Source organism: Crateriforma spongiae (assembly GCF_012290005.1).
In the GTDB taxonomy this organism is placed as follows: domain Bacteria; phylum Planctomycetota; class Planctomycetia; order Pirellulales; family Pirellulaceae; genus Crateriforma; species Crateriforma spongiae.
Map to the genome: position 1 here is coordinate 699,072 of NZ_JAAXMS010000003.1, position 25,444 is coordinate 724,515.

Here is a 25,444-nt window from a genome sequence, read left to right on the forward strand (position 1 = left end):
TACCGATGAGAGGATGGGGATGAGCGGATGAAAGTCAGGGAATGGAATGGGGGATAGAACGAAGTTCCCTATCCCCCATTCCCAATTCCGCGATTCTTAGTGAGCGTGTTTGGTCTCGAAGCCGAGCTTCTTTAACCATGCTTCCCACTGGTGAGCTTCTTCGTGGCTTTTCAACGCCATCTGCTGCCACTTTGGACAGCGGTAGTTGACGTCCATGTGTCCGCCGTGCGAGCCGACTTTGACTTCGCAGCGAAGTTTCTTCAGTGTGCCGACCAACTTGTCCGCCTTCTCGCCTTCGCTGTGTGTGGTCTTCCACTTCTCCAAGCGATACGACACCAGTTCTTTGGCAGCCGTGTTCGGCTCAGCGGCCTTCGCCAACATGCCACCCAACGAAATCGATGCGACCAAAGCCGCGACTGCAAACATCCGTAAATTCAACATTTCAAATCCTCCGTGGAAACCTTCTCAAACAGAAAACATCACTCCGGCAACGCACCGGAACAAACAACTAGCTTGTGACCAATTCAGGTTCAGGACTGAGGTGTTCACTCCCCATGCCCGATTTCTCATCTCCTATGTCTCCCGCGTGATCGCGAACAATCTGCTGGCCCGCGCCGACACCGATCGTCCAAAACAACGCCGGTCGAACGAAGAACTCCGCCAACGTGCTGGTCAACAATCCGCCAACGATCACGGTGGCGATGGGATACAAAATCTCTTTGCCGGGTTCGCCCGCGGCGAGTGCGAGCGGAAGCAAACCGATGCCGGACGTCAGTGCCGTCATCAGCACTGGAGCCATCCGTTCTTGGCCCGCGCGACGCACCATCTCACCCGTCCACGATTCGCCTTCGTGTTCGACCAAGTGGATGTAGTGGTTCAGCAGCAGGATGCCGTTGCGACTGGCAATGCCGCACAACGAGATGAAACCGACCATCGCTGCGACCGTTAGGTTTTGATCCGTGATGACGAGTGCCGCGACCGCTCCGATGAACGCCGTCGGCAACGCAACCAACACCTGCATCGAGAAGTTGACGTTGCCAAACAACGTGTAAAGCACCAAGAACATGCCTAGCAACGCGACGCCCGAAAGAATCATCAATCGACGCGTTGCCGATTGCTGGCTTTCAAATTGGCCGCCGTATTCGATGAAGTAACCCGGCTCCAATTCCAAATCAGCCAGTCGCGTTTTGATGTCGCTGACAACGTCCACGACGCCTCGCTCGGAGACGTTGGCTTGCAACACGATTCGACGCCGTACCTGTTCTCGCTTGATCATGTTCGGCCCGCCGCTTTCGTAGATGTTCGCCACCGCCTCAAGCGGCAACGTGCCTCCATCGGGAAGTGGGACGGCAAGACGCTTGAGTTTGGTGACGTCCTCGCGGTACGGTTCATCCATTCGTAGCATCAGATCAAACGTGCGTTGGCCGAGCAGAACTTGGCTAATTACTTGCCCGTTCATCGCCGTCTCGACCAACTCCATGACGTTGGCCGGTCGCAGCCCGTTCTGCGTTAGCGCTTTGCGATTCAGCTCGATGCGAAGCTGTGGAATGTTGGTCTGCTGTTCGATCATCACGTCGGCCAAGCCCGGCACGTCCGCGATGCGTCGTTTCATCTCTTCCGCCTTGGTCCGCAGCACGTCCAGATCGTCGCCGAACAGTTTGATGCCGATTTGCGCTTTGACGCCCGAGATCATGTGACTGATCAGGTGCGCCAGCGGTTGCTCGGTGCTGGACACCACGCCCGGAATGTCCTCCATCGTTTCGCGAATCTGCTGGATCGTGCCTTCGCGATCCGCGTCGTCAGCGATCTCCAAGAACAACTCGGTTACGTTGACGCCTTCGGCATGTTCGTCAAGCTCCGCTCGGCCCGTTCGACGTGCGACGGACTTGACCGATTCGATGTTCATCAACTCCTCTTGCACGCTCTGCCCGATCTGGTTGCTCGTCGCCAGCGATGTGCCCGGTGCAAGCAACGCGTTGACCTGAACGGCTCCCTCGTTAAAAGGCGGCAAGAAGTCACGTTCTAATTGCGAAACCGCGAACAACGCGAACGTCACCATGACGGCCGCGACTCCCAGCACGGGACCGGCGAATTTGGTGCTGAAGTTAATCGCCAAACCGGCAACGCCCTTCAGTCCCTCCAGCAACCGGCCTTCCTCGGCTTCGGGACCGCCGAGCAGTCGTTCGGTCACTTGAATCAGAACCCAAACCACTGGCGTCAGGACGAGCGACCACCACAGCGGATTGCCTGGCAGTTCAAACGGCAAATGGAGAATGTGAATCGCACGCGGGACGACCCAGTACATCGTTAACGCGGCGATCCCAAAAGCAAGAATCGGTACCACGATTTGCCAGACGCGCCGGCCGACCAACAGTAACGATGCCAGTACCGGCGTGACGGTTAGCGAGACGCCCAGTGACGCGATCAGCGAGACGACATATCCCATCGCCAACGGCACAAAGAGCTTGCCTTCCATACCTTCGAGAGCAAACAGCGGGATGAACACCAGAACGACAATCGCCGTCCCGTAGACCACGCTGCTGCGCACCTCGATGCTGGCGTCGTAAACCACGGCGAGTGTCGGTCGGGGGGAATCGCAGTGGCGGTTCTCTTTCAACCGGCGGAAGATGTTTTCCACGTCTACAATCGCATCGTCGACCAGTTCCCCGATGGCAACCGCTAACCCGCCGAGCGTCATGGTGTTGATCGACAGACCGAAAGCGGCGAAAACGCACGCGGTTGCGATGATCGACAGAGGAATTGCGGTGAGCGTGATGAACGTCGTGCGAAAATTCAGCAAGAAGAGGAACAGGATCACCAAGACCAGCACGCCGCCGTCTGCGAGAGCTTCGACGACGTTGTCGATGGCTCGGTCGATGAATGAACGCTGCGAATAGACGTTGGCGATTCGGATGTCATCCGGCAGGGACACCTTCAACTCTTCGAGCGCTTCGGCAATCGCTTGATCGACGGCGCGAGTGTCGCTGCCGGGTTGCTTGTTGATGGTGAGAACAACTGCGGGGCCGCCTTCGACCGTCCCATCATCAGTGCGTAGATACGCGGACGAATCGCCACGCATGACTTGCGGGCCTTCGACGACTTTGGCCACGTCGCCCAAAGTGATCGGGCGACCGTCCCGAAGTGTGATCGCAATCTCTTTCAGGTCGGCGAGGCTCGTGATTCGCCCGAGTCCTCGAACCAGCAACTCGTTCGCACCACGCTGATCCAGATAACCACCGGTCGCGTTCAGATTGGACTCACTGACAGCGGTGTGGACATCGTCCATCGTCAGTCCGAATTCACGCAGCAAGTCCGGATTCACCAGCACTTGGTACTGCATCCGGCCGCCGCCCATTGAAAAGACTTGTGACACGCCGGGGATCGTCAGCAATCGTTGACGGACGACCCAATCGGCCAGCGTGCGAACCTCCATCGGCTCGGTTTTGCCGCCTTCACTCCACATGCCGTACATGAGAATCTGTCCCATGATTGACGAGATGGGTGCGAGTGTTGGTTTCACGCCGTCGGGCAATTGCTCAGCGGCAAGTTGCAAACGTTCATTGACGACTTGTCGGTCGTTGTAGATGTCCGTGTCCCACTCGAACTCGACATAGATCACCGACAGACCGATGCCGCTGCTGCTGCGGACTGCCTCAACGCCGCTGGCACCATTGAACGTGGTCTCCAACGGAAACGTGATCAGTGTCTCGACTTCCTCTGGTGCCATCCCCGGCGCTTCTGTGATGACCACTACACGCGGCCGGTTCAAGTTTGGAAACACGTCGATCGGCAATTGCAAGGATTGCCACGCACCAACGCCCAGCATGATCGCGGCAACCGCGAGCACGATCAGTCGATTGTTCAGCGAGAAGTGAATGATTTTATCTAGCATCTTGATCCCTCAAAGATTTGGTTTGGCAAAGCGAACAACTCAGTGGTTGTGCCCTGCGTGGGGATCAATGGCTCCGCCCGCCTGGTTCTTCATCGCCATCTGCAATTGATGAGCACCGCTAACGGCGATCGTCTGACCGGGCCAAACTTGGCCGTCGTTCTTGATCGCGACGTTGACGCTGTCCGACGCAATGACTTCCACCGGAACACGATCAAAGTGATCTCCGTTCTCGACGAACAAGAATCGCTCGGGGCCTTCTTCGGCAACCGCGTCCTTGGGAACAACAATCGCGTCGGCGACTTGCGACTGTGGAAGCCGAACGGTTAGCCGTTGGCCGGGCTTGTATCGCCAACTGACGTAGCGTTTGTCGCCACGCTGTTCGCTGCGTTCGATCTCATTGGTCAGTCCGACATAGAACGGCAGCGACCGTGATTCAGTACCGACTTCGTTTCCGATGTAGACCACGTTCAATCCCGTGATCGTTTCGACTTCGTCGCCCGCACCGGTCATCGTGGCTTGCAATTCAGCACCCGAATCGGCAGCCTTTCGCAACAGACCTGCGTCACGCTGGTAGGCTTGGCCTTCGATTAGCAAGCGGCTGTAATTCGACAGCTGCGCGATCTGCTGACCGGCGCTAACAGATTCGCCGCGTCGAACACTCAGTTCTGTGACCAAGAACTCAGCGTCAATGTGATTGTGCGAAGGCAGCGACATCGGCGGTGGTTGTATTGCCGCTAATCTTGCACTCGGGTTGCCCGAGACTCGGTTGTTCGCTTCGCCCAGCGATTCGTGATGCAGTGAATTGTCTTCTTCGACCAAGGGGGCCGTCACGACGACTTCGCGGACCAACGTGCGAGTGCGTTCGATGCTTGCGATTTGGTCTTCACTCAAACCGTGCAGCAACATTGACTGCTTCGCCGCACGGATTTTCGCCTGCAATTTGTCGCGTTCGTACTCGCGGGTTATTCGCGTTTTCCCAGCGATCGCGCCCGAACGGGACGCCGAAGTCAGCCGCTGAATCTCCCGCTCCTCGACATCCAGTTGCCCGAGCTGCGAGAGGAAGTCTTCTTGCGTATTGACGAGGTCTTGGTGCGTCAGCCGAAGCGTGAACAACGGCTCGCCGCTCTTAATCATCTCGCCACGAGAGATATTGATCTTGTTAATGACGCCCGTCAGTGGCGACGTGATCGACACATGCGTTTCACCGGGCCAGCGCGTCACCATGCCGGGGACCTCGATGTAGCTCGTGTACGGTCCAACGGTGACGGCCTCAGTCTTCAACCGCAAGTTCGCACGAGCCTGCTGGCTCAATTCGATCGACTGACCCGCTTCGTGACCATCGTGATCATGTCCGGCATGGTCGTCGTCGCCGTGGTCATCGTGTTCACCTGGACCGTGATCGTGACCCGCGTGCGGATCAGACTCAACGATTGCAGTGGCAACGAGGCCAAATTGTTGTGGATAGTCGGTAAAGGCGAACGCGCCGACGACGATCGCGATTGCCATCGCCAGGACGGTCAAAACGGGGCCGCGCAGGCGCACCAGCCAAGCTCTTAGCGTGTACATGCAAACACATTGATGATTTGAGATTGAAGAATGTAGATTTCAAAAGAGGACTGAAGGATTCAACAATCTGGCGACGCGCAAACGCCTTTCCAAATCGTCAATCTTCAATCAACAATCTTCAATTCAAATGATCCACGTGCAGAGAGAAGCACAATGGGAGAGAGAGTCCGTCGCAACCTGCGGCGACCGCTGATTCAAATGACGGGCCGATAGCGAACTAATGAAGCTCAGCATCGGATCGTGCTCATAAGTCACGAACGCGACCAACGGAGCATCAATGATGAACACGACATCACTTGAAGGCACAAAACTGCATTCGACGACGCCATGGCACCCCGGATGGTTTCCATCACAGGGTTGCGACTCGCAGGCACAACACGGAGCCGCTAACTCGATCGCATTGTGGATCGAATCCACCGTCTCTTCTTCACCCGAGCAATCATGCTCGTGATCGTGGCCACACGCGTGATCGTCGTGGACACTTGGTGAATCAGCCGCTGAACAGGTGTGCTGGCATCCGTCATGGTCGTGGTGCCCACACGCGTCAGCATGATGCAGCGAACACCCGAAAATCAGGTGCAGCAGTAATGCGGCGACGGTAGTGAGACGACAAACGACAGACACAAAAACATCCTTCGGGTACGGTACAACGGTATTATCGGTCGATACGGTGGAAACGACCATACCAGTCCAATAGTAATGTCAAACTTTCGTCAGATTACGCATCTTCTGGTGGCGGTATCGCGGGAAATCACAGGCTCAGAGTCACCAACAGGCCTTCGATTTCCGCAGCAGCCTGCTTGGCTTGTCCGGCGGCATCCAGGACGTTCAATTGAGTCGTGAAGAGTGTTCGCTGTGCTGTTAACAGTTGTAGGAAATCGGTTTCGCCCGCATCAAATGCCTCCAACGAGAGCTTGTAGGTTTCCTCCGAGGTCGGCACGACCGATTCCTGCAAGCGGGTGTAGCGTTCCAACGCGACTTGGTAGCGGCCGACGGCTTCGGCGAGCCGGGCTTCTAGGCTGAGTTGCGTGCTCTGGATCGCTGCCGACGCTGCGGCGATGTCGGCTCGGGCACTGCGTATGTTGCCCTGATTGCGGTTGCGAATGGGAAGCGGAACGCTGACGCCAATGACCGCGAACGTATCATCCGTAGCGGCATCGACACCAACACCGACGGTTCCCGTCACGTTCGGCGTCACTTGGGCACAGGCAAGTTGCAACGACCATTTAGCTCGCTCAAGCTCCGATCCGGCCCGCGATAGTTCGGGACTGTTGGTCGAGATTTCGGCGAGCAATGCTTCCCACGGCGCGCCGGTCAGATCGTCACCCACGTTGCCGCTAAGCGGTCCGGGCGGCAGTGTTTGCATCCCGGCAGCAGCGGCAAGCGTCCGCAGGTTGGCTTGCAACTGCGTTCGAGCGTTCTCCGCCGTAATCCGCGCTTGCTCAGCTTCAACGCGAGCCTGCAACAAAGCAATTTTGGAAACCTCTTCGGCTTCCAACAGGGCATTCACTGATTCGATCGACTTCTCAGCCAACTCGACAATCTGGTCAGCAATGTTGGCCCTTCGCTGCGATACGATGGCTGTCGCAAACGCAGCACGAACGCGAGTCAAAACGCGAAGCTCCGCAATTCGCAGCGCAGCTTGCTGTTTTTGGATCTCGCGGGCCTGCACCTGTTGAGCAATCCCCAGCTTGTTGGCGGTAACGAACTGCTGAGACATCTGCACCGAATGCAGACCGGTGGCATCTTCGTTGCCGATCTCATCCGACTGATATTGCAGCACCGGATTGAACGGCAAGCCCGCTTGAACGTATTGCCCGCGAGTTGATTCGACACGAGCACGAGCTTCCGCGATGGCCGGATGCGAACCCAATGCCATCGACTCAATTGACTGAAGCGTCAGTCCGGCGGGTTGCTCAAAACCGTAGGAATACTGGTCCTGAATGAACGGAGCGGTTTCAACCGTCTCGTTCGCCGCGTCCAAAGCCATCGCGTCGCGTAGAGACGCGGGATCGTTGGCAGAGGCACCACCATCCGAATCCAAATCATCAAGCTCGACGTCGAGTTCGTCCAATTCATCAAGATCTCTGACCTGCAAGTCGTCATCGTCCGTGAACGCAACCGTCCGCACGGTGATAGGCGGTTCAACAACCCGCGTTTGGTTCGTCGCCGAGACGTGTTCGCTCGAAGTCGATTGAGCGACATGCTGCCCAACCGACTGGCAACCACTCGTGAAACCCAAAGCCGCCAAAAGCAACAAGCGTCTTGCTCGCCGCCGGCGCGTACTGGTCCTATCGTTCGCGATCACCGCGTCTTCCTCCGTGAAAATACAGACCAGCCCATGCTTTCCATCGGATGGGTACGATCGGATTGTTAGTTGCGATTCCGCAAGTGCGAACATTCGGAAGAATCCGCGATCGGGTTGTAACGATTTTAACGTCTCAGCAGCGGAGCAGCCTCAGACCATTGGCGATCACCAGTAGGGAAGCGCCCATATCGGCCGCGATGGCGGCCCACAGTGATGCCACTCCCGCCAAGGTCAGCACGACGAACAATGCTTTGATTGCCAGTGAAAACCAAATGTTCTGGCGAATGATGGACAACGTTCGTCGCGAGTGCTCGATCAGCCAAGGTAGTTTCGACAGGTCGTCGGACATGAGGGCGATGTCTGCTGTTTCAATCGCGGCGTCGCTTCCCGCCGCTCCCATCGCAAGTCCCAATGAAGCCCGGGCTAGGGCGGGTGCGTCATTCACGCCATCGCCTATCATCGCGACATGCTCGTAACGTGAAACGAGTTGTTCGACCGCCGCGACTTTGTCTTCAGGCAACAACTCCGCGTGGACTTCGTCGATACCGGACTCCTTGCCGATCGCTTTGGCGGTGCCTTCGTTGTCGCCGGTCAGCATCACGATTTGCTTGATGCCGACTTGGTGCAAAGTCTTGATTGCCTCTCGAGTCTCGTCACGGATGGCATCGGCCAGCGTAATGAAGCCGCAAACGTGCTGGTCATTGCCGATCACGACGACGGTTCGCCCGGCCTCCTGCATCGCTTCGAGTTGCTGGTGAACCTCCGGGGTTTCCTGACCGCGTTGTTCCAAATAGCGATGCGAACCGAGCCAGTAGCTTTTACCATTAATGACTCCGGTCGCCCCCTTGCCTTGAATCGTTTCGAACGATTCGGCTGGCGGCATCGTCATGCCACGTTTCTTGGTTTCATCAACGATGGCTCGTGCGAGCGGATGGTTGCTATTGAGTTCCAAGGCTCCGCCGCGCGTTAGCAATTCTTCTTCGTCGTGGTCGTTCATCGGAACGACGTCGATGACTTCGGGGGCACCCTTGGTTAGCGTCCCGGTCTTATCCATCGCGATCGCGACCAGCTTACCAGGTAGCTCGATGAACACGCCGCCTTTAACCAACACGCCATTGCGTGCAGCGGCGGCCAGCGATGCGACGACCGACACCGGTGTAGAAATGACCAATGCACATGGGCAGGCGATGACCAGCAACACCAGCGACCGATAGATCCAAACCGACCATGGTTGTCCGAGCAGCAAAGTCGGAATTAAAAGCATCAACAACGCGACCGCCATCACCACCGGTGTGTAGACCGCGGCAAACTTCTCTACCCACTTTTCTGACGGAGCACGCTTCGATCCGGCGTCGCCGACCATCTGAATAATGCGGGCCAACGTCGTGTCTTCAGCGGCTTTGGTGCTTCGCATTTCCAGCAAGCCGTCGCCGTTAATCGTTCCAGCGAACACCTCACTACCGACCTGCTTTTCGACTGGCACGCTTTCGCCGGTGATCGGTGCCTGATTGACGTCGCTAATGCCCACGGTGACTTCCCCATCGAGCGGTATTTTCTCGCCCGGTCGAATGATCAGGGTCGAACCAACCGGCACCTCGGCAGGAACAACGTCGCGGACTTCTCCAGATTCGTGTCGCAGGTGAGCGACCGGCGGCGTCAGGTCCATGAGCGAAGCGATCGCCCGTCTAGCCCGACCGATGCTCCATGATTCCAGCAACAACGACAGCGAAAACAGGAATGCGACCGCCGCTCCCTCAAACCATTCGCCGATCGCGATCGCCCCGATCACCGCGACCGACATCAGCAAATTCATGTCAGGCCGCAAGGTGACCAGTGCTCGCCAAGCTTTCGGTAGCACCAAATACAGCCCGGCCAAAATTCCGATCAGGTAGCAAACGATCGCGGGCGTTGCGACGGCCCCGTCGAATCCGCCTGAGAGCAAATGAATCACCAGCCCGATCCCGCCGAACACACCGCTAATCGCGGTCATGATCGCCCGCTGATGCTTGACCCAGAACGATTGGTCGTCGGAGGACTGTTGTGCGTTCTCCCACGTTTCAGCTTTCAACCCGGTTCGCTCGATCGCCGCCAACACGTCACCGGAAGTAACGTCAACGCCATCGAGGTCGACGGTTAGTCGACCACTTAGCAAGTCGAAACCCAAACGCTCATCGCCACCGAGCAGCGGCACCAGTTCGCGTTTGATCAACGATACTTCTTCGGCACAATCCATGCCGTGAATTTTAAGTTGCATGTTGTTTGTATCACTCATCGTTGTCTTCCTCGTCGATTTGAACTTGCCATGCGTCGCGTCCAGACTCGTAGGCTTCCCAAGCCACATAGGGAACGATCAACAGTGCAGCCACCGGATCGGCCCACCACCAACCTTGCCACTGCACCAGACCGACGCCGATCAGCACGACAATGGTTTGGTACTCGCAGATCATCGTGTCAATGGCGTCGTATTTCAGAGTCGCCGAATCGGTCTTCTTGCCGTAGCGATACTTGCCCCATGCCAGCATCGGGTTGACGACCAACGACACCAGCAAGATGCCAATGCCCCACCACGACATCGACGCAGTTTCTTGGCTGATGAACTTGCTGATCGCCTCGTAACAGATGAATAAGACAGCAATCGTAAAGGCACCCGAGAGAACCCCTAACGCGATCTTCTTTCTCTTCCGCTTGTCTCGCTCGTTGATACCTTTGGCTTCGCCGTTCAATTGCCAGATCATGAACGCGGCGGAGTTCGCTTCGACGATGCTATCGACGCCCCAACTGATCAGCGCCGAACTGCCCGTCATGAATCCGGCCGTTAGCGAAATGGTCACTTCGGTGATGTTGTAGATCAGGCTGGCAATTTCGACATTGCGACCCCGGCGTATCAATTTTGCTCGTTCCTCGCTCATCGCACTTCTCTTAGCAGTTGAATGTTCGTCATGGCAAAGTGGTCAGCGGGAATGGCGGGAAGTCGATCAATCGCAATTTGCAAATCCTGTTCCGGGATCTCGTAGCTGCATCGGTTGACGAGCACGTCGGTGGCCGCTTTCATTTGCTCGATCGCGATCCATTCGCCGGGGCAGCGGTGGTTCTGGTAGTGATCGCCGCCGCCTTGAGGTATCAAGGTGAATGGATTCCCGTCCCATTCGCGAAAACGGGATGGTCTGAACGATTCTGGCTGGTTCCAAGGACGTGGATCATGGTTGGTGCCGTATAGGTCCAGCAGCACCTTCCGACCGCTCGGAAAGTGGTAACCGTGCCACTCGAATGATTCTTTCACCTTTGCTCCGGCAAACGGAAAGAATGGATAGTAACGCCGGACCTCCTGCACAAAGCAATGCAAATCATCCGGGGAGCCATCGCGAAGTTGTTCGCGAATCACAGGATGCTCGTTCAAGGCGTGCGCACACTGAACGATGTAAGCCGACACGGCGACCGTTGGACGCAAAATGTTGTTTAGCTCGACCGCAGCGATTTGAGCGTCGAGCAAGTTTCCATCGAGATCGCGATGGTTGGCGACGATGAATGCGGCGGTGTCTTCGAGGGGTTGATAGGTTCCAGCACGAATTTGTTCGATGATTCCACGCAGCCAAGCCTCGTTGCGTTTGCGTGCGATCCTTGCCCACCAATGGTTTGGACCAATACTGCCTGCATAGTCAAAAAGCGCCGCCAGCTCGCTGGTCCTGCGATCCACATCGGCGGGATCGAGCGGCACGCCTGCCCACTGACAAACCGCTTCGGTGAGAACTTCCTGAGCCTGTCGGTAAAGCACGACCTGATCCATGCGTGACCATTGCAGAATTCGACGGTTCCAAATGTCACGAGCAAGCCTCGTCAGTCCGCCAATTTTGTCTTCGGTCAGCAACGACATGAACATCATCTTGCGATGACGATGGGCCTTGCCGTCCATGCCCTGTACCCCGCCGCGTCCGAACAAAGTCTTGGCGATTCGCGGCGGAGCGACACCGACGCGGGTGAAACGCGAGGTGTCGTAAAACGCCTTGGCGGCTTCCTCGCCTCGTATGCAAATGACCTTTTGCAGCAACAGCCGAGTTTCAAATGCGTCGGTGTTGAACTTCTCGCATCGTGACGAAACAAAACGGTACGGATTGCGTGCGAGCGCAAGTGTGCTATCGAGTCTTGTTTCTACAGGCAGCTTGCTCATCGTTGTTTCTCCACGGCTACATGATTTGATAGCGCGTCGAGTAGTTGCTCGTGGGTTTCGCTTCCCACAAGTCTTTGCACCTCGATGCCATCGACGAAAATCAATAGCATCGGATACTTGTCAATGTCATACTTTTGTTGAATGAACGGGTTCTCTTCAATGTTCAATTCGGCCACTTTCACATCTCCGGACAACTCCGATGCAAGTCGCTGTATCGTCGGCTTCATCGCGATGCAGGGCTGGCACCACGGTGCCCACATATCGACCAACACCGGGAGTTCGCTTTCAAGGACTTCAGCTTGAAACGAATCATCCGTCAACTGAATCGGTCCCGCGCTGGTCGGTGACGGAACTACATTCGTTGGCGATGAGTCGCGATCGCATCCGACGGTTAGCAAAACGAGAGCGATCAACGCGGCGGCGATGTGGTGAGTTTGGTGAAATGGCATAGGTGGTTGTTGGCTTCCGACATTCGTTGGCCGACTGCCGCCGATGCGGAAGAAGTCTCCACATCGGCGGCGTATCAATTGAGAGTCGGTGTGAGACTATTGCTTCGGTTTGGACGTGAACGTTCCGCTCGGCCCGACGAGCTTCACTGGTTCCTTACCGGCCTTCTCGATCGCTTTCCAAAGTTTCAACGGCGACGGGGTCGCGTTGCTTTTGGGAACGACGGTCGCGGTCTTGGATTTGACGTCCGTCTTGACGCTTTCGACGCCGGGAACTTCGTTCAACTTGGCCGCCACCTTCTTGGCGCAGTTCTCGCAGGTGAGAACCTTCAAGGTGATGGTGGTTTTGGTCGTCGAAGCACCAGCGGCATTGGCCACTCGGCTTTGGGCGGTCATGCAAACGGCAAAGGCGAACGTCAGGGCAAGGCAGAGGGAGGTGCGGTACATTTTCAGATTCCTTCCAGGTAACAGATTGTGGTTTTCAAAATGGTCAGTCCTTTCGGATGGGGGCTGAGTGTCACATGGCGATCTCCTTTTGAGTTGGGAGTTGGGACGAAAGAGTGACTGGGAGCGAGCGTTTTCAACGGGCTGGTCGAAGCCACCACACCCCCAGCCACTTGGCTCGAGCAAATTACTCGGTCGGTTCGGGCGGTTGGTGACCGGTCTTCGCTTCGTAACGTGCGACAAACTTTTCGGCGCGTTTGGGGCTGCAAATGAAACACTGCGACTCGGGACGCTCGTGCTCGTCGCACCAATCGCCCGCTTCCTTGAACTCGGACACCAGCGTTTTGTCGCATCGGGGACATTCCTCCTCGGGCACGCCGTGTTCGACGCACCACCAACCACCGTGGCTGTGGTCCACGTTTGTGGCCGCGACGGGTTCCGCCACGCCCGGTTCGGTAGCAACGTCGTCGCTATTGCATCCTGCCAGTCCGATCGCCGCTGTTACCAGCAAACCAAACATCAGGCCGCGTCCATTCATCATCCAATTCATCTTGTTCTCCTTCGGCTCAGGGCCGAATTTCTAGGGGGTGACCGTCGTCGGTTCGGACCAACGTTGTGACTCTCGCTCTTGCGAAGCATCAAACTCCAGTCCGGCCTCCGGGTCGGTCGGTTCTTCCGGCTCAAGACAATGACCGTCATCGTCTCCTCCATCGTCATCGTGGCTCTCGGTGGGCATGTTGAAGACCACGTAAAGCACACGAAGTACAAGCAGGCTCATGATCATGGCGCTGCAAACGCCACCGATCACGACCGTCGCCAGCGGTCGTTGCACTTCCGCTCCCATGCCCGTGCTGAAGGCCATCGGCACAAAGCCGAGGCTGGCCACCAACGTGGTCATCAGGATCGGACGCAATCTTGTCATTGCCGCTTCCTCGACGGCTTCATCCAGCGAACGCCCACGCCGTCGCAGTTGTCGGATCGTTGAAACCAGCAGCATGTCATCGAGCACCGCAACGCCGGACAAGGCGATGAAGCCAACAGCGGCCGAAATCGAAAACGGCATGTCGCGAATCCACAACGCCAGCACGCCGCCGATCCATGCGAAGGGAACGCCCGTGAACACACGAAACGAGTCGATCCAGTTGCGGTACGTTGTGTAGAGCAATGCCAAGATCAACAGCAGCGCGATCGGCACGACGATCATCAACCGCGTCTGTGCTCGCTCGAGGTTTTCAAACTGCCCACCCCACTCGATGCGATAGCGACCGGCGGGCAATTGAACCTTGGCATCGACGACTTGCTGTGCCTCGGCGACGAAACTGCCAAGGTCGCGGCCACGCACATTCGCCTCGATCGTGATGCGACGTTGATACCAGTCGCGTTTGATCGTGTTGAAACCTTCCACACGCTCGATCGAGGCCAGACGCGAAAGCGGAATGCGTTGGCCCGACGGCGTCGCGACCAAAATTTCACCGATGGCTTCCGGGTCAGACCTTGCTTCTTCTGGCAATCGAATCACCAACGGAAATCGCAGTTGCCCTTCGTAGACTTCGCCGACATGATTGCTTCCCAAGGAGCGGACGATGTTCATCACCGTGCTGGCGGGGATACCGTAGCGAGCGATCTGATCCTGTTTGACTTGAATTTGCAAAACCGGCTGACCTGATATCTGCTCGATCTTCACGTCCGAAGCCCCGGCAATCGAATTCAATGCCCGTTCAATCTCGATTGCTTTCTCGTTCATCAGATCGAGATCATCGCCGTACAGGATTGCCGCGACGTCCGAGCGAACGCCCGAGATCATCTCGTTCATTCGCATCTCAATCGGTTGCGACAACGCCAAACGCGGCCCCGGCAAATCGCGAAGCTCCCGTTGCACCAGAGTCGTCAGTTCCTCTTGCGTTTCCGCCCGCGTCCATTGCTCGCGGGGATGCAGCGTGATGAACAGGTCGGTAAGTTCAGTCCCCATCGGATCGGTGGCGACTTCGGCGGTCCCGATGCGGCTCCAAACTTGGTTGACTTCGTCAGGGAACTTTTCCAGTAGCACCTGCTCCATCCGCGTGTTGTAACGCATGGATTCTTCAAGCGGCGTGCCCGCCAAACGCACAACATTGAGCGTAATGGCTCCTTCGGAAAGTCGAGGCACGAACTCGCTGCCGAGGTTAGGTGCGACGAGGGTGAAAACGCTGACCAACAACAGCACGGCCGAACCAATCACGAACGCCTTGTGATGCATGGTGAACCGCAGCACCGGGGCGTACAGCCATTTCAGAACGCGGATCAACCAAGGTTCCGTTTCCTTGATGTTTTTGGGCAAAAAGATGCTCGCCAAAACGGGCATCAACGTCAGCGAAAGAATCATCGAACCGGCGAGTGCCATGATGACGGTCAACGCCATCGGCCTAAACAGTTTTCCTTCGATGCCTTCCAGGGTCAGGATCGGCAAATAGACGATCATGATGATCAGTTCGCCAAACATCGTCGGCTTGCGAACTTCAATGGCTGCATCGCGAATAATCTCCAAGCGGCTCTTACCGTCCCGGTTGTGTGCTAAATGCCGCACGCAGTTCTCGATCATCACGACACTGCTATCGACAACCAATCCAAAGTCGATCGCACCGAGACTGAGCAAACTCGCGGCGATGCCAAACTTCAACATTCCCGAGAACGCGAACAGCATCGACAACGGAATCGCCAAAGCCACGATCAACCCGGCTCGCAAATTGCCAAGAAAAATGAACAGGATGGCGATGACCAGCAGGCCGCCCTCAAACAAGTTTTTCTGCACGGTATGGATGACGTGGTCGATCAGTTCCGTCCGATCGTAGACCGTTTGAATCGTTACACCGGCAGGCAGGGTTTCCTTAATCTGTTCGAGCTTTTCCTTCAGTGCCCATGTGACCTCGTCACTGTTCTCGCCCATCAGCATGAAACCGAGACCCAGCACGGCTTCGCCTCGACCGTTGGCCGTGACCGCACCACGACGAATCTCGTGACCGATCTGTACCTCGGCCACGTCGCGAACACGAACCGGCACACCGTCTTTGGCCGTGACGATGACTTCTTCGATTTGTGCAATGTTCACCGTCCGACCAACACCGTGGACCAACAGCATCTCACTGCCATCGGTCACCGTACCGCCGCCGACGTTTTCGTTGTTCTCCTGAATTGCCTCGCTGACTTGCTCGAACGTCAGTCCGTATTTGAGCAGTAGGTCCGGGTCGATCCGCACCTGATACTGTTTTTCATATCCGCCCCAACTGTTGACTTCCGCCACGCCACGCACCGAACGAAGCTGAGGCTTGATGACCCAGTCATGAATCGTGCGGAGTTCGGTCAATTGCTTGACGCGTTGCTCTCGCGACACCTGCGAAAGATCAACACCGTCATTGACCACGACGTAGTGAAAGACCTCACCCAGCCCAGTCGATACAGGCCCCATTTGGGGCCGCCCAATTCCGTCGGGTAATTCGACTGTGGAAAGCCTTTCGTTGATCAATTGCCGAGCGAAGTAGATGTCGATGTCATCGTCAAAGATGACCACGACTTGCGACAACCCGAACTTGGAAATCGAGCGCAGTTCGTGCAGTCCCGGCAAACCGCTAATGGCTTGCTCGACGGGAAAGGTGATTTGGCGTTCAATCTCTTCGGAGGCCAGTGACGGCGCAACCGTGTTGATTTGAATCTGTACCGGAGTCGTATCGGGAAATGCGTCAATGTCGAGTTGTTGCAGCGAGAAACCGCCGACAACCGCAAACAACAACGCCGTCACAATCACCATTCCGCGGTGCTTGAGCGAAAAATCAATGAGCCAATTAAGCATCCGTGCTCTCCCTATTCAGCGACGCAGTCGCAGCCTGCACCAAGATTGTTTTTCAGTAACTGCGCCTTCAGCACGTCGCTACCAGCGGTCGCGATGACCTCGCCGGGCAAGACACCGGAGATGATTTCCGTGATGTCGCCGTTTTGGGCACCCAATCGAACCGAGCGGACGTGGAACAGCTTGTAGCTGTCGGGGCCGGAGAAATAATCCTTGTCGCGAACAAAGACGACTTGGCAACAGCCTTCCCAATGTGACGCTCCGGTCGGAATGACAATCGCATCGGCTTCCTCACGCAGGACGATCTCTCCCATGCCGAATGTCTCGTTTCGAAGCCGCCCGCCGTCATTGGCCAGAACCGCCCGCACTTCCAACATGCGAGTGTCTTGATCGGCCGATGTGTCGATCCAGTCCAGCACGCCTTCGACGACCTGACGACTGCCATCGGGTGCGAACCGGATGCGTTGCCCGATCGCCAATTGGTCCATGTTTTCCAGCGGCACGCTCAGTTGCAGCCACATCTGGCGAGTGTTACCGATTTGAAATAGCATCCGCGACGGATTGACCACCTCGCCCGGCGTCACGGTTCGCTCGATGACGATCCCATCCATCGGCGACGCAAGCGGTAGCAGATTGGCAGTGTCGCTTTGTGCGTCGAGTTGCGAGCGGATTGACGAAGGAATACCGATGAAACGCAATTCATCGAGCACCTGTTGTTCGTCCATTCCCCGAAGCCGTTTGACGTCAACCGGCAACCCCAGATTCCGCAACGATTGCTCCGCACTCAAGACATCCGCACGTGCTTTAGCCAGCGCCGCCTCTGCATCCAGAACTCTCGCCCCCGCAATCGCGCTTCGTGCCTTGGTCAAACGCGATACGTTCTGTTGTTGCAACTTCTCTTCGGCGAGCGAACGCAGCAGCGAGGTTTTTAATTCCCCGACTTCGACCGCGTCGACGACCACCAACACTTCGCCCTTGGAGACTTTGTCCCCCACATTCTTGAAAACTCTCCAAACGCTGCCCGGCACGCGAGACGCCAGTTTGGCTTGCCGCGTCGGGTCGTAGACAATTTCACCATTGCCAGAAATCGACTCCACAATCGGATGCCGCTCAACCAGTTCGACATCAACGCCCGCCTGCATCACAGCTTCAATCGACGCGAACTGAATCCGCGTTTGGTAGATCTTGCAGCCGCTGTTGTTTTCCTTGCGCGGGGCAATCGCCAACGCACGGGCCGCACGCTGCAAGTCCGCCGCAAGCTCGCCCCGCGATGGCGGCTGCTTGAGTTGCGCGACATCGGGATGATCCAGCACGCAGTTGTGAACGCCATGATCCGAACACCAACCGTAGTCCGGTCCTTTGGGCATCAACGTCGGATCGCACTCGACGCAAATGGACTCCGGCACCGCGTGTTCCTCACACCAATCATCGACAACCGGTTCGACTTCGCCGGTTAACGCGGCGAATTTGGGAATCCGCCAATCGTTGTGATGCCCATACCAAAACACGGCAGCGAAACCGGCCAGAACCAGCGTCGGTCCGATACTACCGAGCACGAACGAGATACCGCGGCGAACGGGACCGCGAGGTTTTGATTTCCCGTCCTGAGTAATTTCAGTTTTGGCGTCTGGAACCTTGTGTCCGTTGACGGACGGCTTCACGGGTTCTTGCCGAGGATTTTTTCTCGGCGCATGGGGAATCGGATGACTCATTGGAAAACCTTGCTGGCTAGAGACGGTGCAAGCAGCGCACGCAACAACCGCGAGCGCATACAACGACTAAAATCGCAGCCAACCAGAAGGGAGAACCCAAGCGCGAAAATCCGTAGCCGGAATTACAAACCGAGTTCGCCGGTCAGCAGACGAAGTGACCTAGTCGCGGCTCAGAGCAGCCAAGAAGAGTGCGCAACGCGCACCGAGCGACCCGTCAAGAGATTGAATGGACGTGGTTGATGCTCGAATCGAGAAACCAAGACCTCAGAGAGATCAAGCGACTCCAATTTCAGCGGAGCGAGATCCAAGGCGAGCTGAAAATCAGCAATCGTTCGGTGGTTCAGCTCAGGCGTGACCTGGCACTCACATCCCGTTTCGCAAGGGCAAGGCGATTCCACCGGTGGAACGCTATCGTCATCACAAGGCGCGTTCTGTTCACCAGAACAACCACAAGAATGATGCACAACTGCCACATCGCTCACAAAACGATCATCAGACCCACCCAGGCAAAACACCGGGCACGCGACAACTCGCAATGCGATAAACGATAGTAAAAGCAGCCGAAACATCGTGTCAGTTGGTTCTTCTTAATAGGTAGGCCATTAAAAAGATTGTAGGCTACAACTAGCCTTGCGACCAGTCCAGTTTATCGGCAAATGCTTGCCGCGTTGTTCTGTCATTCTTGCATGGCCAGCCGCAAATCAAGCAATTCGCATACCAACACGCCCACTTGGGAGTCTGATTAACCCAGCTTCACTGCCCATCTTCCCTCAAGCGTCCTTCGCAAAGCGTTCGTCTCGGATACCCAGCCGCAACTTCCACTCCATCGCACTGCAATACAAAACCGGCACGATAAACATCGTGATGATTGCGATGACCATGCCGCCGAAACTGGGGATCGCCATCGGCACCATAATGTCGCTGCCACGGCCGGTCGATGTCAGGATTGGAATCAATGCCAGGATTGTCGTCGCCGTGGTCATTAAACACGGTCGAACGCGTCTCATGCCGGCAGCCACAGTGGCTTCGCGAGCGTGCTGGGCGTTCTCGATGCGATCCTTGCGGAAGCTTTCGTCAAGGTACGATGCGATCACGACGCCATCGTCGCTGGCGATGCCGAACAGGGCCAAGAAGCCGACCCAAACGGCAACACTTAGGTTGATCGTTTTGACTTGGAACAGCTCACGCATGTTGGTGCCGAGTAAGCTGAAATCGAGGAACCATTCGGTCCCGTACAACCATAGCATGATGAAACCGCCCGCCCACGCGATCAGGATGCCACTGAAGACTAGCGATGTTGTGATGGCTGATTTGAATTGCAGGTACAGAATCAAGAAGATGATCCCGAGTGCGAGTGGTAACACGATTGCCAGCGTTTTTTGCGATCGGATTTGGTTTTCGTAGTTGCCTGCGAACGTGTAGGTGACTCCAGCGGGCAGCGTGAACTCGCCCGAGTCAATCTTCGATTGCAAAAATGCCTGAGCATCCTCAACGACGTTGACTTCCGCTTCGCCCGGCTTCTTGTCGAACAAAACGTACCCAAGCAAGAACGTGTCTTCGCTCTTGATGACTTGCGGACCTCGCGTGTAGCGAATGTCGGCGAGTTGTCCGAGCGGGATTTGCGATCCGGTCGGCGTTGGAACTAGAATCCGTTCGAGCGATTCGAGATCGTCCCGCAGTTCGCGGGCGTAACGCACTCGCACCGGGAAACGCTCACGACCTTCGACGGTCGTTGTGATCTGCCGGCCGCCAATCGCGACTTCGATCACGTCCTGCACGCTGCGAATGTGCAGTCCGTATCGTTTGATCGCATCGCGGTCGATGTCGATCTCCAAGTACGGCTTGCCGACGATGCGGTCAGCGATGACGGCTGACGATTGGACCGTTGGAATTTGCTTCAACAGCGATTCCAATTCCAAGGCAACCCGCTCGATCGTTTCCAGGTCCGGGCCTTTCACCTTCATCCCCATCGGCGCACGCATGCCGCTCTGCAGCATCACGATCCGAGCCGCGATCGGTTGCAGTTTAGGAGCGGACGTCGTGCCTGGAATCTGGGCCGCCGTCGTGATGGCTTGCCAAATGTCGTCAGGCGTGCGTATTTCGTCTCGCCATTGCCGGAACGGACGACCGGTGGGATCAAGGATCAGCTCACCGTCGTCGTCGCGGATATACTCGTTTGCTTCCGTGTCATAGCGGAAGTTCAGCCGGTGACCGTCTTCGTCGGTTTTGTATTCCGACTTGTAGGTGATGTAGGTTTCGATCATCGACACGGGTGCCGGATCAAGCGGAGTGTCGGCGCGACCAATCTTACCGACGACCGATTCGACTTCGGGGATCGAGACGAGCAGTTGGTTCTGCAACTGCAACACGTCCATCGCTTCACCGATCGAAGCGTGCGGCATCGTGGTGGGCATGTAGAGGAACGAGCCTTCGTCGAGCGGCGGCATGAATTCTTTGCCGAGTCCCGGTAGCACGTTGGTTGCTGTTCTCCAAGGACCGGACTCCCGAACAGTCGAATCTGAAATGCCAACCATCGAGAACGCCTTGGGAACGAAACCAAAGACCTTGTCGAAACCCAACCAAGCCGATCCACCGAACAACAGGATCGCAGTTGGCAAGCAGAGAAACGCGAGCTTGTGATTCAGGCACCAACGCAGGATCGGTTCGTACAGGAATCGTTGAAAGACAGTAAAGAAGCCGAGGATGCCGCCAATCAATCCGCCGACGAACAGCAAATTCAGTAGCAAACCTTTCTGCGGTCCCAGCGGCAACCACTCCTGCGTCAGCAGAACACCGACGACTATCGCCGCGAGTGCACTGGCCGCGTACGGTCCGAAACGGTGGTAACGCTCAGGAATCCGTTCTTCGTACAGTTTGTATGCGGACAGCACGATCAAGATTGCACCGACCCACCACGTCAACATCATCGACGCCGCAATACCGAGAATCAGTAACGCGAACCAAGCCCCACGACGCAAACTCTTTGACTCAATGCGCCCGCCCATCAACACGTGGGCGGCTGGCGGAATGATTGTCAGCGCCACAATGACGGATGCCGTGAGTGCAAACGTCTTGGTGAATGCGAGCGGACGAAACAGCTTTCCTTCCGCACCGATCATCGTGAATACTGGCAGAAAACTGACCACGGTCGTTGTCACGGCGGTCAGCACCGCACCGGCGACTTCGTGAGCCGCTTTGAAGATCACCGTCAACTTGTCGTCTTCGGGCGCAGCTTCATCCAGGTATTTGAGAATGTTCTCGGTGAGAATAATCCCCATATCGACCATCGTCCCGATCGCAATCGCGATGCCAGACAACGCCACGATGTTTGCGTCCACGCCAAACGTCTTCATGGCGATGAAGCACATCAAAACGGCCAGCGGTAGTAGCGCACTAATAAGAAATGAGCTGCGTAGGTGGACGACCATCACCAGGATCACGATGATTGTCACGAGGATTTCTTCAAACAGCGCTGTGTTCAACGTGCCCAGCGTCTCGTAGATCAACCCCGTGCGATCGTAGAAGGGCACGACCGCGACTTGACTGGTCGTAATCCATGTCGGCCACTGTTCTTGGGGCATGCCACGAAGATGCTTGACCCAGGCATCGCTACTGGCCGTCGCTCCCGTGATCGGTTCCAGGTCATGCCGGTCGGCGTAGAGATCAACTTCATCGGCCGACGTCTTTGTGTAATCGACAAGCACCTTCGTCGGCAGGCCCGGCGAAACTTCCTTGATACGCTGTTTGATGTTCTTGATCGCTGCCAGCGGGTTGTATCCGTAACGCACGACCGCGACTCCGCCGACGGCTTCCGCACCGGCCTTGTCGAGCGCACCACGCCGGAGAGCCGGCCCGAGTGACACGTTGGCTACGTCGGCCACCGTGATCGGCACGTTGTCCGTCACTTTTACGACCGTCTTCTCGATGTCTTCGATATCCTCGATGAAGCCGAGACCGCGGATGACGTATTCCGCCTTGTTCAGTTCGATCGTCCGAGCACCCACATCAACGTTCGTCATGCGAATCGACTCAAACACCTTCGCAAGCGTCACTCCAGCGGCCCGCATCGCATCGGGATCAACGTCGATTTGGTACTCCTGAACGAAGCCGCCGATCGACGCGACTTCGCTGATCCCTTCCGCTGAAGTCAACGAATAGCGAACGTAGTAGTCTTGAATCGTTCGCAGCTCTCGCAAGTCCCAACCGCCGGTCGGGTTGCCATCAGGATCGCGGCCCTCGAGCGTGTAAAGATAAATCTGCCCCAATGCTGTCGCGTCCGGTCCGAGAGTCGGTTGCACGCCATCGGGCAAGGTACCGGCGGGCAAGCTGTTCAGCTTTTCCAGCACTCGCGTTCGCGACCAATAGAAGTCTGCGTCTTCGCCGAAGATGATGTAAATCGACGAGAAGCCGAACATCGAATAGCTGCGGATCGTCTTGACTTCGGGAATGCCCAACAGCGCAACCGTCAACGGATAACCGATCTGGTCCTCGACGTCCTGTGGGCTGCGACCCATCCACTGCGTGAACACGATTTGTTGGTTCTCGCCAATGTCGGGAATCGCGTCGACGGGAACGGGATCGCGAGGCAACGCGCCGGTTTCCCAATCGAACGGCGCGACCATGACGCCCCAGCCCAGCGTCGCAATGACCAGCAACAGGACAACGAGCTTGTTGGTCAAGCAGAACCAGATCAGCCGGCCGAGGATCGAGCGTTTTGCGTATTCAATGGTTTCATCGTTGTCAGTCATGTTGAATTACTTGGCCTACAACTTTTCGACTTTGTCGGCACACTTCAGCATCGACGGGCCGTAGTACGGATTGCGAACTGCATCGTCGGACTGAATCCAAGATGCACCACGTCCCTCAAACGCCATCGGGCAATGCAGTTCGTAAAGAGCCGCGTCGGTGGGAAGGCCGAACATCCGCTCCAGGCTCAGCATCTGCTCAGACAGCAACGCGAATCCGCTCCGCAAGGCGGCGAGGTCGCTTGCTTTCTGCATTCTTGCGACGATCTCGGACAAGTCGCGTTTCTCTTTGTTCCACATTTCGACCGCTTTGGACTCAGAGACGATCGGCAGCAATGAAGCCAATCGCTGATGCAACGGCTCGACGGCTTGCTTCGCACCCTCCAGATCGTCGGCCGCGAGCGCCTTACCAAGTCCCAAATAAGGACCGACAAAGCCGTCTAATTGCTGGGTCACTTCTGGCGGAGCATCCATGTTCGCCATCGCTGGCATCTGCATTTCATCGTGAGACATCGGCAACGGGAATTGCGTCTTCATTTGATCGACGTGCTGGCGAGTCAACGCGAACACCCGATCGGCTTCACGCATGGAATTGGTCTCACGGCCTTCGGTGACGTCGTTCCGCAATAACATCGCAATCTCGAACCATTGCGGTCGCATGTCGGGGCCGATCAAGTCTGCTGGCAACGCCTCGACCGCTTTACCCAGTTCGTCGTAGCCGGCACGAATCTCTGCGAGGTTCGCTGCTTCGACCTTTTCTTGAATCGTTTTGTATTGCTCAACAATGCCTTGCATCGCATCACGTACCGCTGGCACCAACTCCATCGGACTCGCGTTCATCGTGACACCTTCGTCTGCCTTTGGCATTTCCATACCGCCGTGGTTGTGTCCACCGCCGCCGCCACCTTGAGGTGTCATCATCGAGGGCTTCGCAGAAATCTGCAGCGCACTGTCGAGCTTGAAGTTTCCGTTGGTCACAACGAGGTCGCCTTCGTTGAGACCGGACTTCACCAGATAGAATTCACCTGCTCGCGGACCGATCACAATCTCCCGACCTTCATAAGTCGGCTTGTCTGCGTCGGGAATCTGAACGTAGACGATCGCTCGTGTGCCGGTTAGCAACACCGCTGACGTCGGTACGATCAACGGCTTCGCAGCATCGGTCGGTTCCGCAGTGACATAGCCCAATGATTCGGCCCGTACCAATGGCATCCCGCAAATGTCGCAGTCGCCCGGTTGATCTTTCACGATCTCGGGATGCATCGGGCTGATCCACTTTCCAGCTAACGACGCATCAAGCACTCGGCCGCCCGCCGCGACGTTGCTCTTCACGATCGCCCGCACGAACATCTCCGGCTTCAGTCGGCCGTCATCGTTGCTGACGTTCACGCGAACCTTCACTGTTCGCGTATCTTCGTTCAACACCGGGTCGATGAACGCGATGCGTCCGTGAAAAACCTCGCCCGGATAAGCTTCGGTCGTGAACTCGACGTCTTGCCCGTATCGCAACCAAGCTAGGTCCGATTCGTAAGCATCCATTTGAACCCACAAGTGGTTCAAATCAGCGACAGTGTAGATGCGGTCGCCGGTCTGTACGCGATCACCTTCTTGTTTCAACTTGCCGACGACCACGCCGCCGACCGGCGAATAGATCGTTACGGTTTCGGATGACTTACCACGTTGCTCGATTGTCTGAATCTGTTCTGGCGTCAGTCCCAGCAACCGCAATTTCTCGCGAGCGGATTCGGCAAGATCGAGTGGTTCGATGAAACGCGATGAGCTTTGCGGCCGGTCCCGCCGAGTGGCGGCAAGCAACTCTTCCTGTGCGGTGTAGAGTGCCTCGCTGTAGATTTGCACCATGTGGTCGCCCTTGTTGACTTCGACGCCCGTATAGTCAACGAACATGCGTTCGAGCCTGCCGGGAACCCAAGCCGTGATGTGGGCAAGTCGTGTTTCGTCGTACTCGATCTTGCCCACCATCCGAACATCGGCCGTCACGTATTGCCGACGCACGGGGCTGACCTGAACGTTCATTAGGCTCTTGATCTCAGAGCTGATCGAAACGGTGCGAACACCGTCGGCCGATTCTCTGACCGGAACCAAGTCCATCCCGCAGATCGGACAACTGCCCGGACCATCGCGACGGATTTGCGGATGCATCGAACAAGTCCAAATCGACGGTTTCCCTTGCATGGCCTCCGAATTCGACGTACCGGAATTCGAGGACACATTCGGCTCATCCGAGCCGCCGCCAAACCAAGAAGCGACGAAGACACCGAGCAGCACAAACGCCACCGCTTGTGCAATCCAGAGTTTCCCGCGGTGTTGTTTGAAGAATTCGTTCAT

The 25,444-nt window shown here is 56.6% G+C and carries 14 protein-coding genes; all 14 read right to left on the reverse strand.

Annotated features, from left to right (window positions below):
* Nucleotides 1-96: 96 nt before the first annotated feature.
* Nucleotides 97-441 (reverse strand): hypothetical protein, encoded by a 345-nt coding sequence (locus HFP54_RS10860; RefSeq protein WP_196784629.1) that lies wholly within the window; start codon nt 439-441, stop codon nt 97-99.
* Between the two features lie 67 nt (nt 442-508).
* The gene (locus HFP54_RS10865; RefSeq protein ID WP_146414940.1) at nt 509-3,892 is read right to left on the reverse strand and encodes an efflux RND transporter permease subunit; all 3,384 of its coding nucleotides are present in this window, start codon (nt 3,890-3,892) and stop codon (nt 509-511) included.
* Nucleotides 3,893-3,931: 39 nt separating this feature from the next.
* Nucleotides 3,932-5,458: an efflux RND transporter periplasmic adaptor subunit gene (locus HFP54_RS10870; protein ID WP_168565113.1), complete on the reverse strand. Its 1,527-nt coding sequence runs from the start codon at nt 5,456-5,458 to the stop codon at nt 3,932-3,934.
* A 751-nt stretch (nt 5,459-6,209) separates the two neighbouring features.
* Nucleotides 6,210-7,556, reverse strand: a complete 1,347-nt coding sequence (locus tag HFP54_RS10875; RefSeq protein WP_196784630.1) for a TolC family protein — start codon at nt 7,554-7,556, stop codon at nt 6,210-6,212.
* A 343-nt stretch (nt 7,557-7,899) separates the two neighbouring features.
* Nucleotides 7,900-10,038 carry a heavy metal translocating P-type ATPase gene (locus tag HFP54_RS10880; RefSeq protein WP_165701112.1) on the reverse strand — a complete coding sequence of 713 codons (2,139 nt, stop codon included), beginning with the start codon at nt 10,036-10,038 and terminating at the stop codon, nt 7,900-7,902.
* Nucleotides 10,031-10,675 (reverse strand): cation diffusion facilitator family transporter, encoded by a 645-nt coding sequence (locus HFP54_RS10885; protein WP_174820141.1) that lies wholly within the window; start codon nt 10,673-10,675, stop codon nt 10,031-10,033. Before HFP54_RS10885 ends, HFP54_RS10880 begins: the two co-directional genes overlap by 8 nt.
* Nucleotides 10,672-11,931 carry a cytochrome P450 gene (locus tag HFP54_RS10890; RefSeq protein WP_146414939.1) on the reverse strand — a complete coding sequence of 420 codons (1,260 nt, stop codon included), beginning with the start codon at nt 11,929-11,931 and terminating at the stop codon, nt 10,672-10,674. The genes HFP54_RS10885 and HFP54_RS10890 overlap by 4 nt, the downstream gene beginning before the upstream one ends.
* The gene (locus HFP54_RS10895; RefSeq protein ID WP_196784631.1) at nt 11,928-12,251 is read right to left on the reverse strand and encodes a thioredoxin family protein; all 324 of its coding nucleotides are present in this window, start codon (nt 12,249-12,251) and stop codon (nt 11,928-11,930) included. The genes HFP54_RS10890 and HFP54_RS10895 overlap by 4 nt, the downstream gene beginning before the upstream one ends.
* Nucleotides 12,252-12,476: 225 nt before the next feature.
* Nucleotides 12,477-12,824 (reverse strand): heavy-metal-associated domain-containing protein, encoded by a 348-nt coding sequence (locus HFP54_RS10900; RefSeq protein ID WP_235951567.1) that lies wholly within the window; start codon nt 12,822-12,824, stop codon nt 12,477-12,479.
* A 184-nt stretch (nt 12,825-13,008) separates the two neighbouring features.
* Complete coding sequence (locus HFP54_RS10905; protein ID WP_145295156.1) at nt 13,009-13,371, reverse strand: RND transporter; 363 nt, start codon at nt 13,369-13,371, stop codon at nt 13,009-13,011.
* 30 nt (nt 13,372-13,401) lie between these two features.
* Nucleotides 13,402-16,644 (reverse strand): efflux RND transporter permease subunit, encoded by a 3,243-nt coding sequence (locus HFP54_RS10910; protein WP_168565114.1) that lies wholly within the window; start codon nt 16,642-16,644, stop codon nt 13,402-13,404.
* Nucleotides 16,645-16,655: 11 nt separating this feature from the next.
* The gene (locus HFP54_RS10915) at nt 16,656-18,353 is read right to left on the reverse strand and encodes an efflux RND transporter periplasmic adaptor subunit (protein WP_206036134.1); all 1,698 of its coding nucleotides are present in this window, start codon (nt 18,351-18,353) and stop codon (nt 16,656-16,658) included.
* A gap of 770 nt (nt 18,354-19,123) precedes the next feature.
* Nucleotides 19,124-23,101, reverse strand: a complete 3,978-nt coding sequence (locus tag HFP54_RS10925) for an efflux RND transporter permease subunit (RefSeq protein ID WP_168565116.1) — start codon at nt 23,099-23,101, stop codon at nt 19,124-19,126.
* A 15-nt stretch (nt 23,102-23,116) separates the two neighbouring features.
* Nucleotides 23,117-25,444, reverse strand: coding sequence for a heavy metal-binding domain-containing protein (locus tag HFP54_RS10930; RefSeq protein ID WP_145295168.1), 2,328 nt, complete (start codon nt 25,442-25,444; stop codon nt 23,117-23,119).

Bases quoted from the DNA above. Each gene is read 5' to 3' on its own strand.
- HFP54_RS10870 (WP_168565113.1), bottom strand. From the start codon at position 5,458: ATGTACACGCTAAGAGCTTGGCTGGTGCGCCTGCGCGGCCCCGTTTTG.
- HFP54_RS10915 (WP_206036134.1), bottom strand. From the start codon at position 18,353: ATGAGTCATCCGATTCCCCATGCGCCGAGAAAAAATCCTCGGCAAGAA.
- HFP54_RS10885 (WP_174820141.1), bottom strand. From the start codon at position 10,675: ATGAGCGAGGAACGAGCAAAATTGATACGCCGGGGTCGCAATGTCGAA.
- HFP54_RS10880 (WP_165701112.1), bottom strand. From the start codon at position 10,038: ATGAGTGATACAAACAACATGCAACTTAAAATTCACGGCATGGATTGT.
- HFP54_RS10910 (WP_168565114.1), bottom strand. From the start codon at position 16,644: ATGCTTAATTGGCTCATTGATTTTTCGCTCAAGCACCGCGGAATGGTG.
- HFP54_RS10905 (WP_145295156.1), bottom strand. From the start codon at position 13,371: ATGAATTGGATGATGAATGGACGCGGCCTGATGTTTGGTTTGCTGGTA.
- HFP54_RS10890 (WP_146414939.1), bottom strand. From the start codon at position 11,931: ATGAGCAAGCTGCCTGTAGAAACAAGACTCGATAGCACACTTGCGCTC.
- HFP54_RS10865 (WP_146414940.1), bottom strand. From the start codon at position 3,892: ATGCTAGATAAAATCATTCACTTCTCGCTGAACAATCGACTGATCGTG.
- HFP54_RS10925 (WP_168565116.1), bottom strand. From the start codon at position 23,101: ATGACTGACAACGATGAAACCATTGAATACGCAAAACGCTCGATCCTC.
- HFP54_RS10860 (WP_196784629.1), bottom strand. From the start codon at position 441: ATGTTGAATTTACGGATGTTTGCAGTCGCGGCTTTGGTCGCATCGATT.
- HFP54_RS10900 (WP_235951567.1), bottom strand. From the start codon at position 12,824: ATGTACCGCACCTCCCTCTGCCTTGCCCTGACGTTCGCCTTTGCCGTT.
- HFP54_RS10930 (WP_145295168.1), bottom strand. From the start codon at position 25,444: ATGAACGAATTCTTCAAACAACACCGCGGGAAACTCTGGATTGCACAA.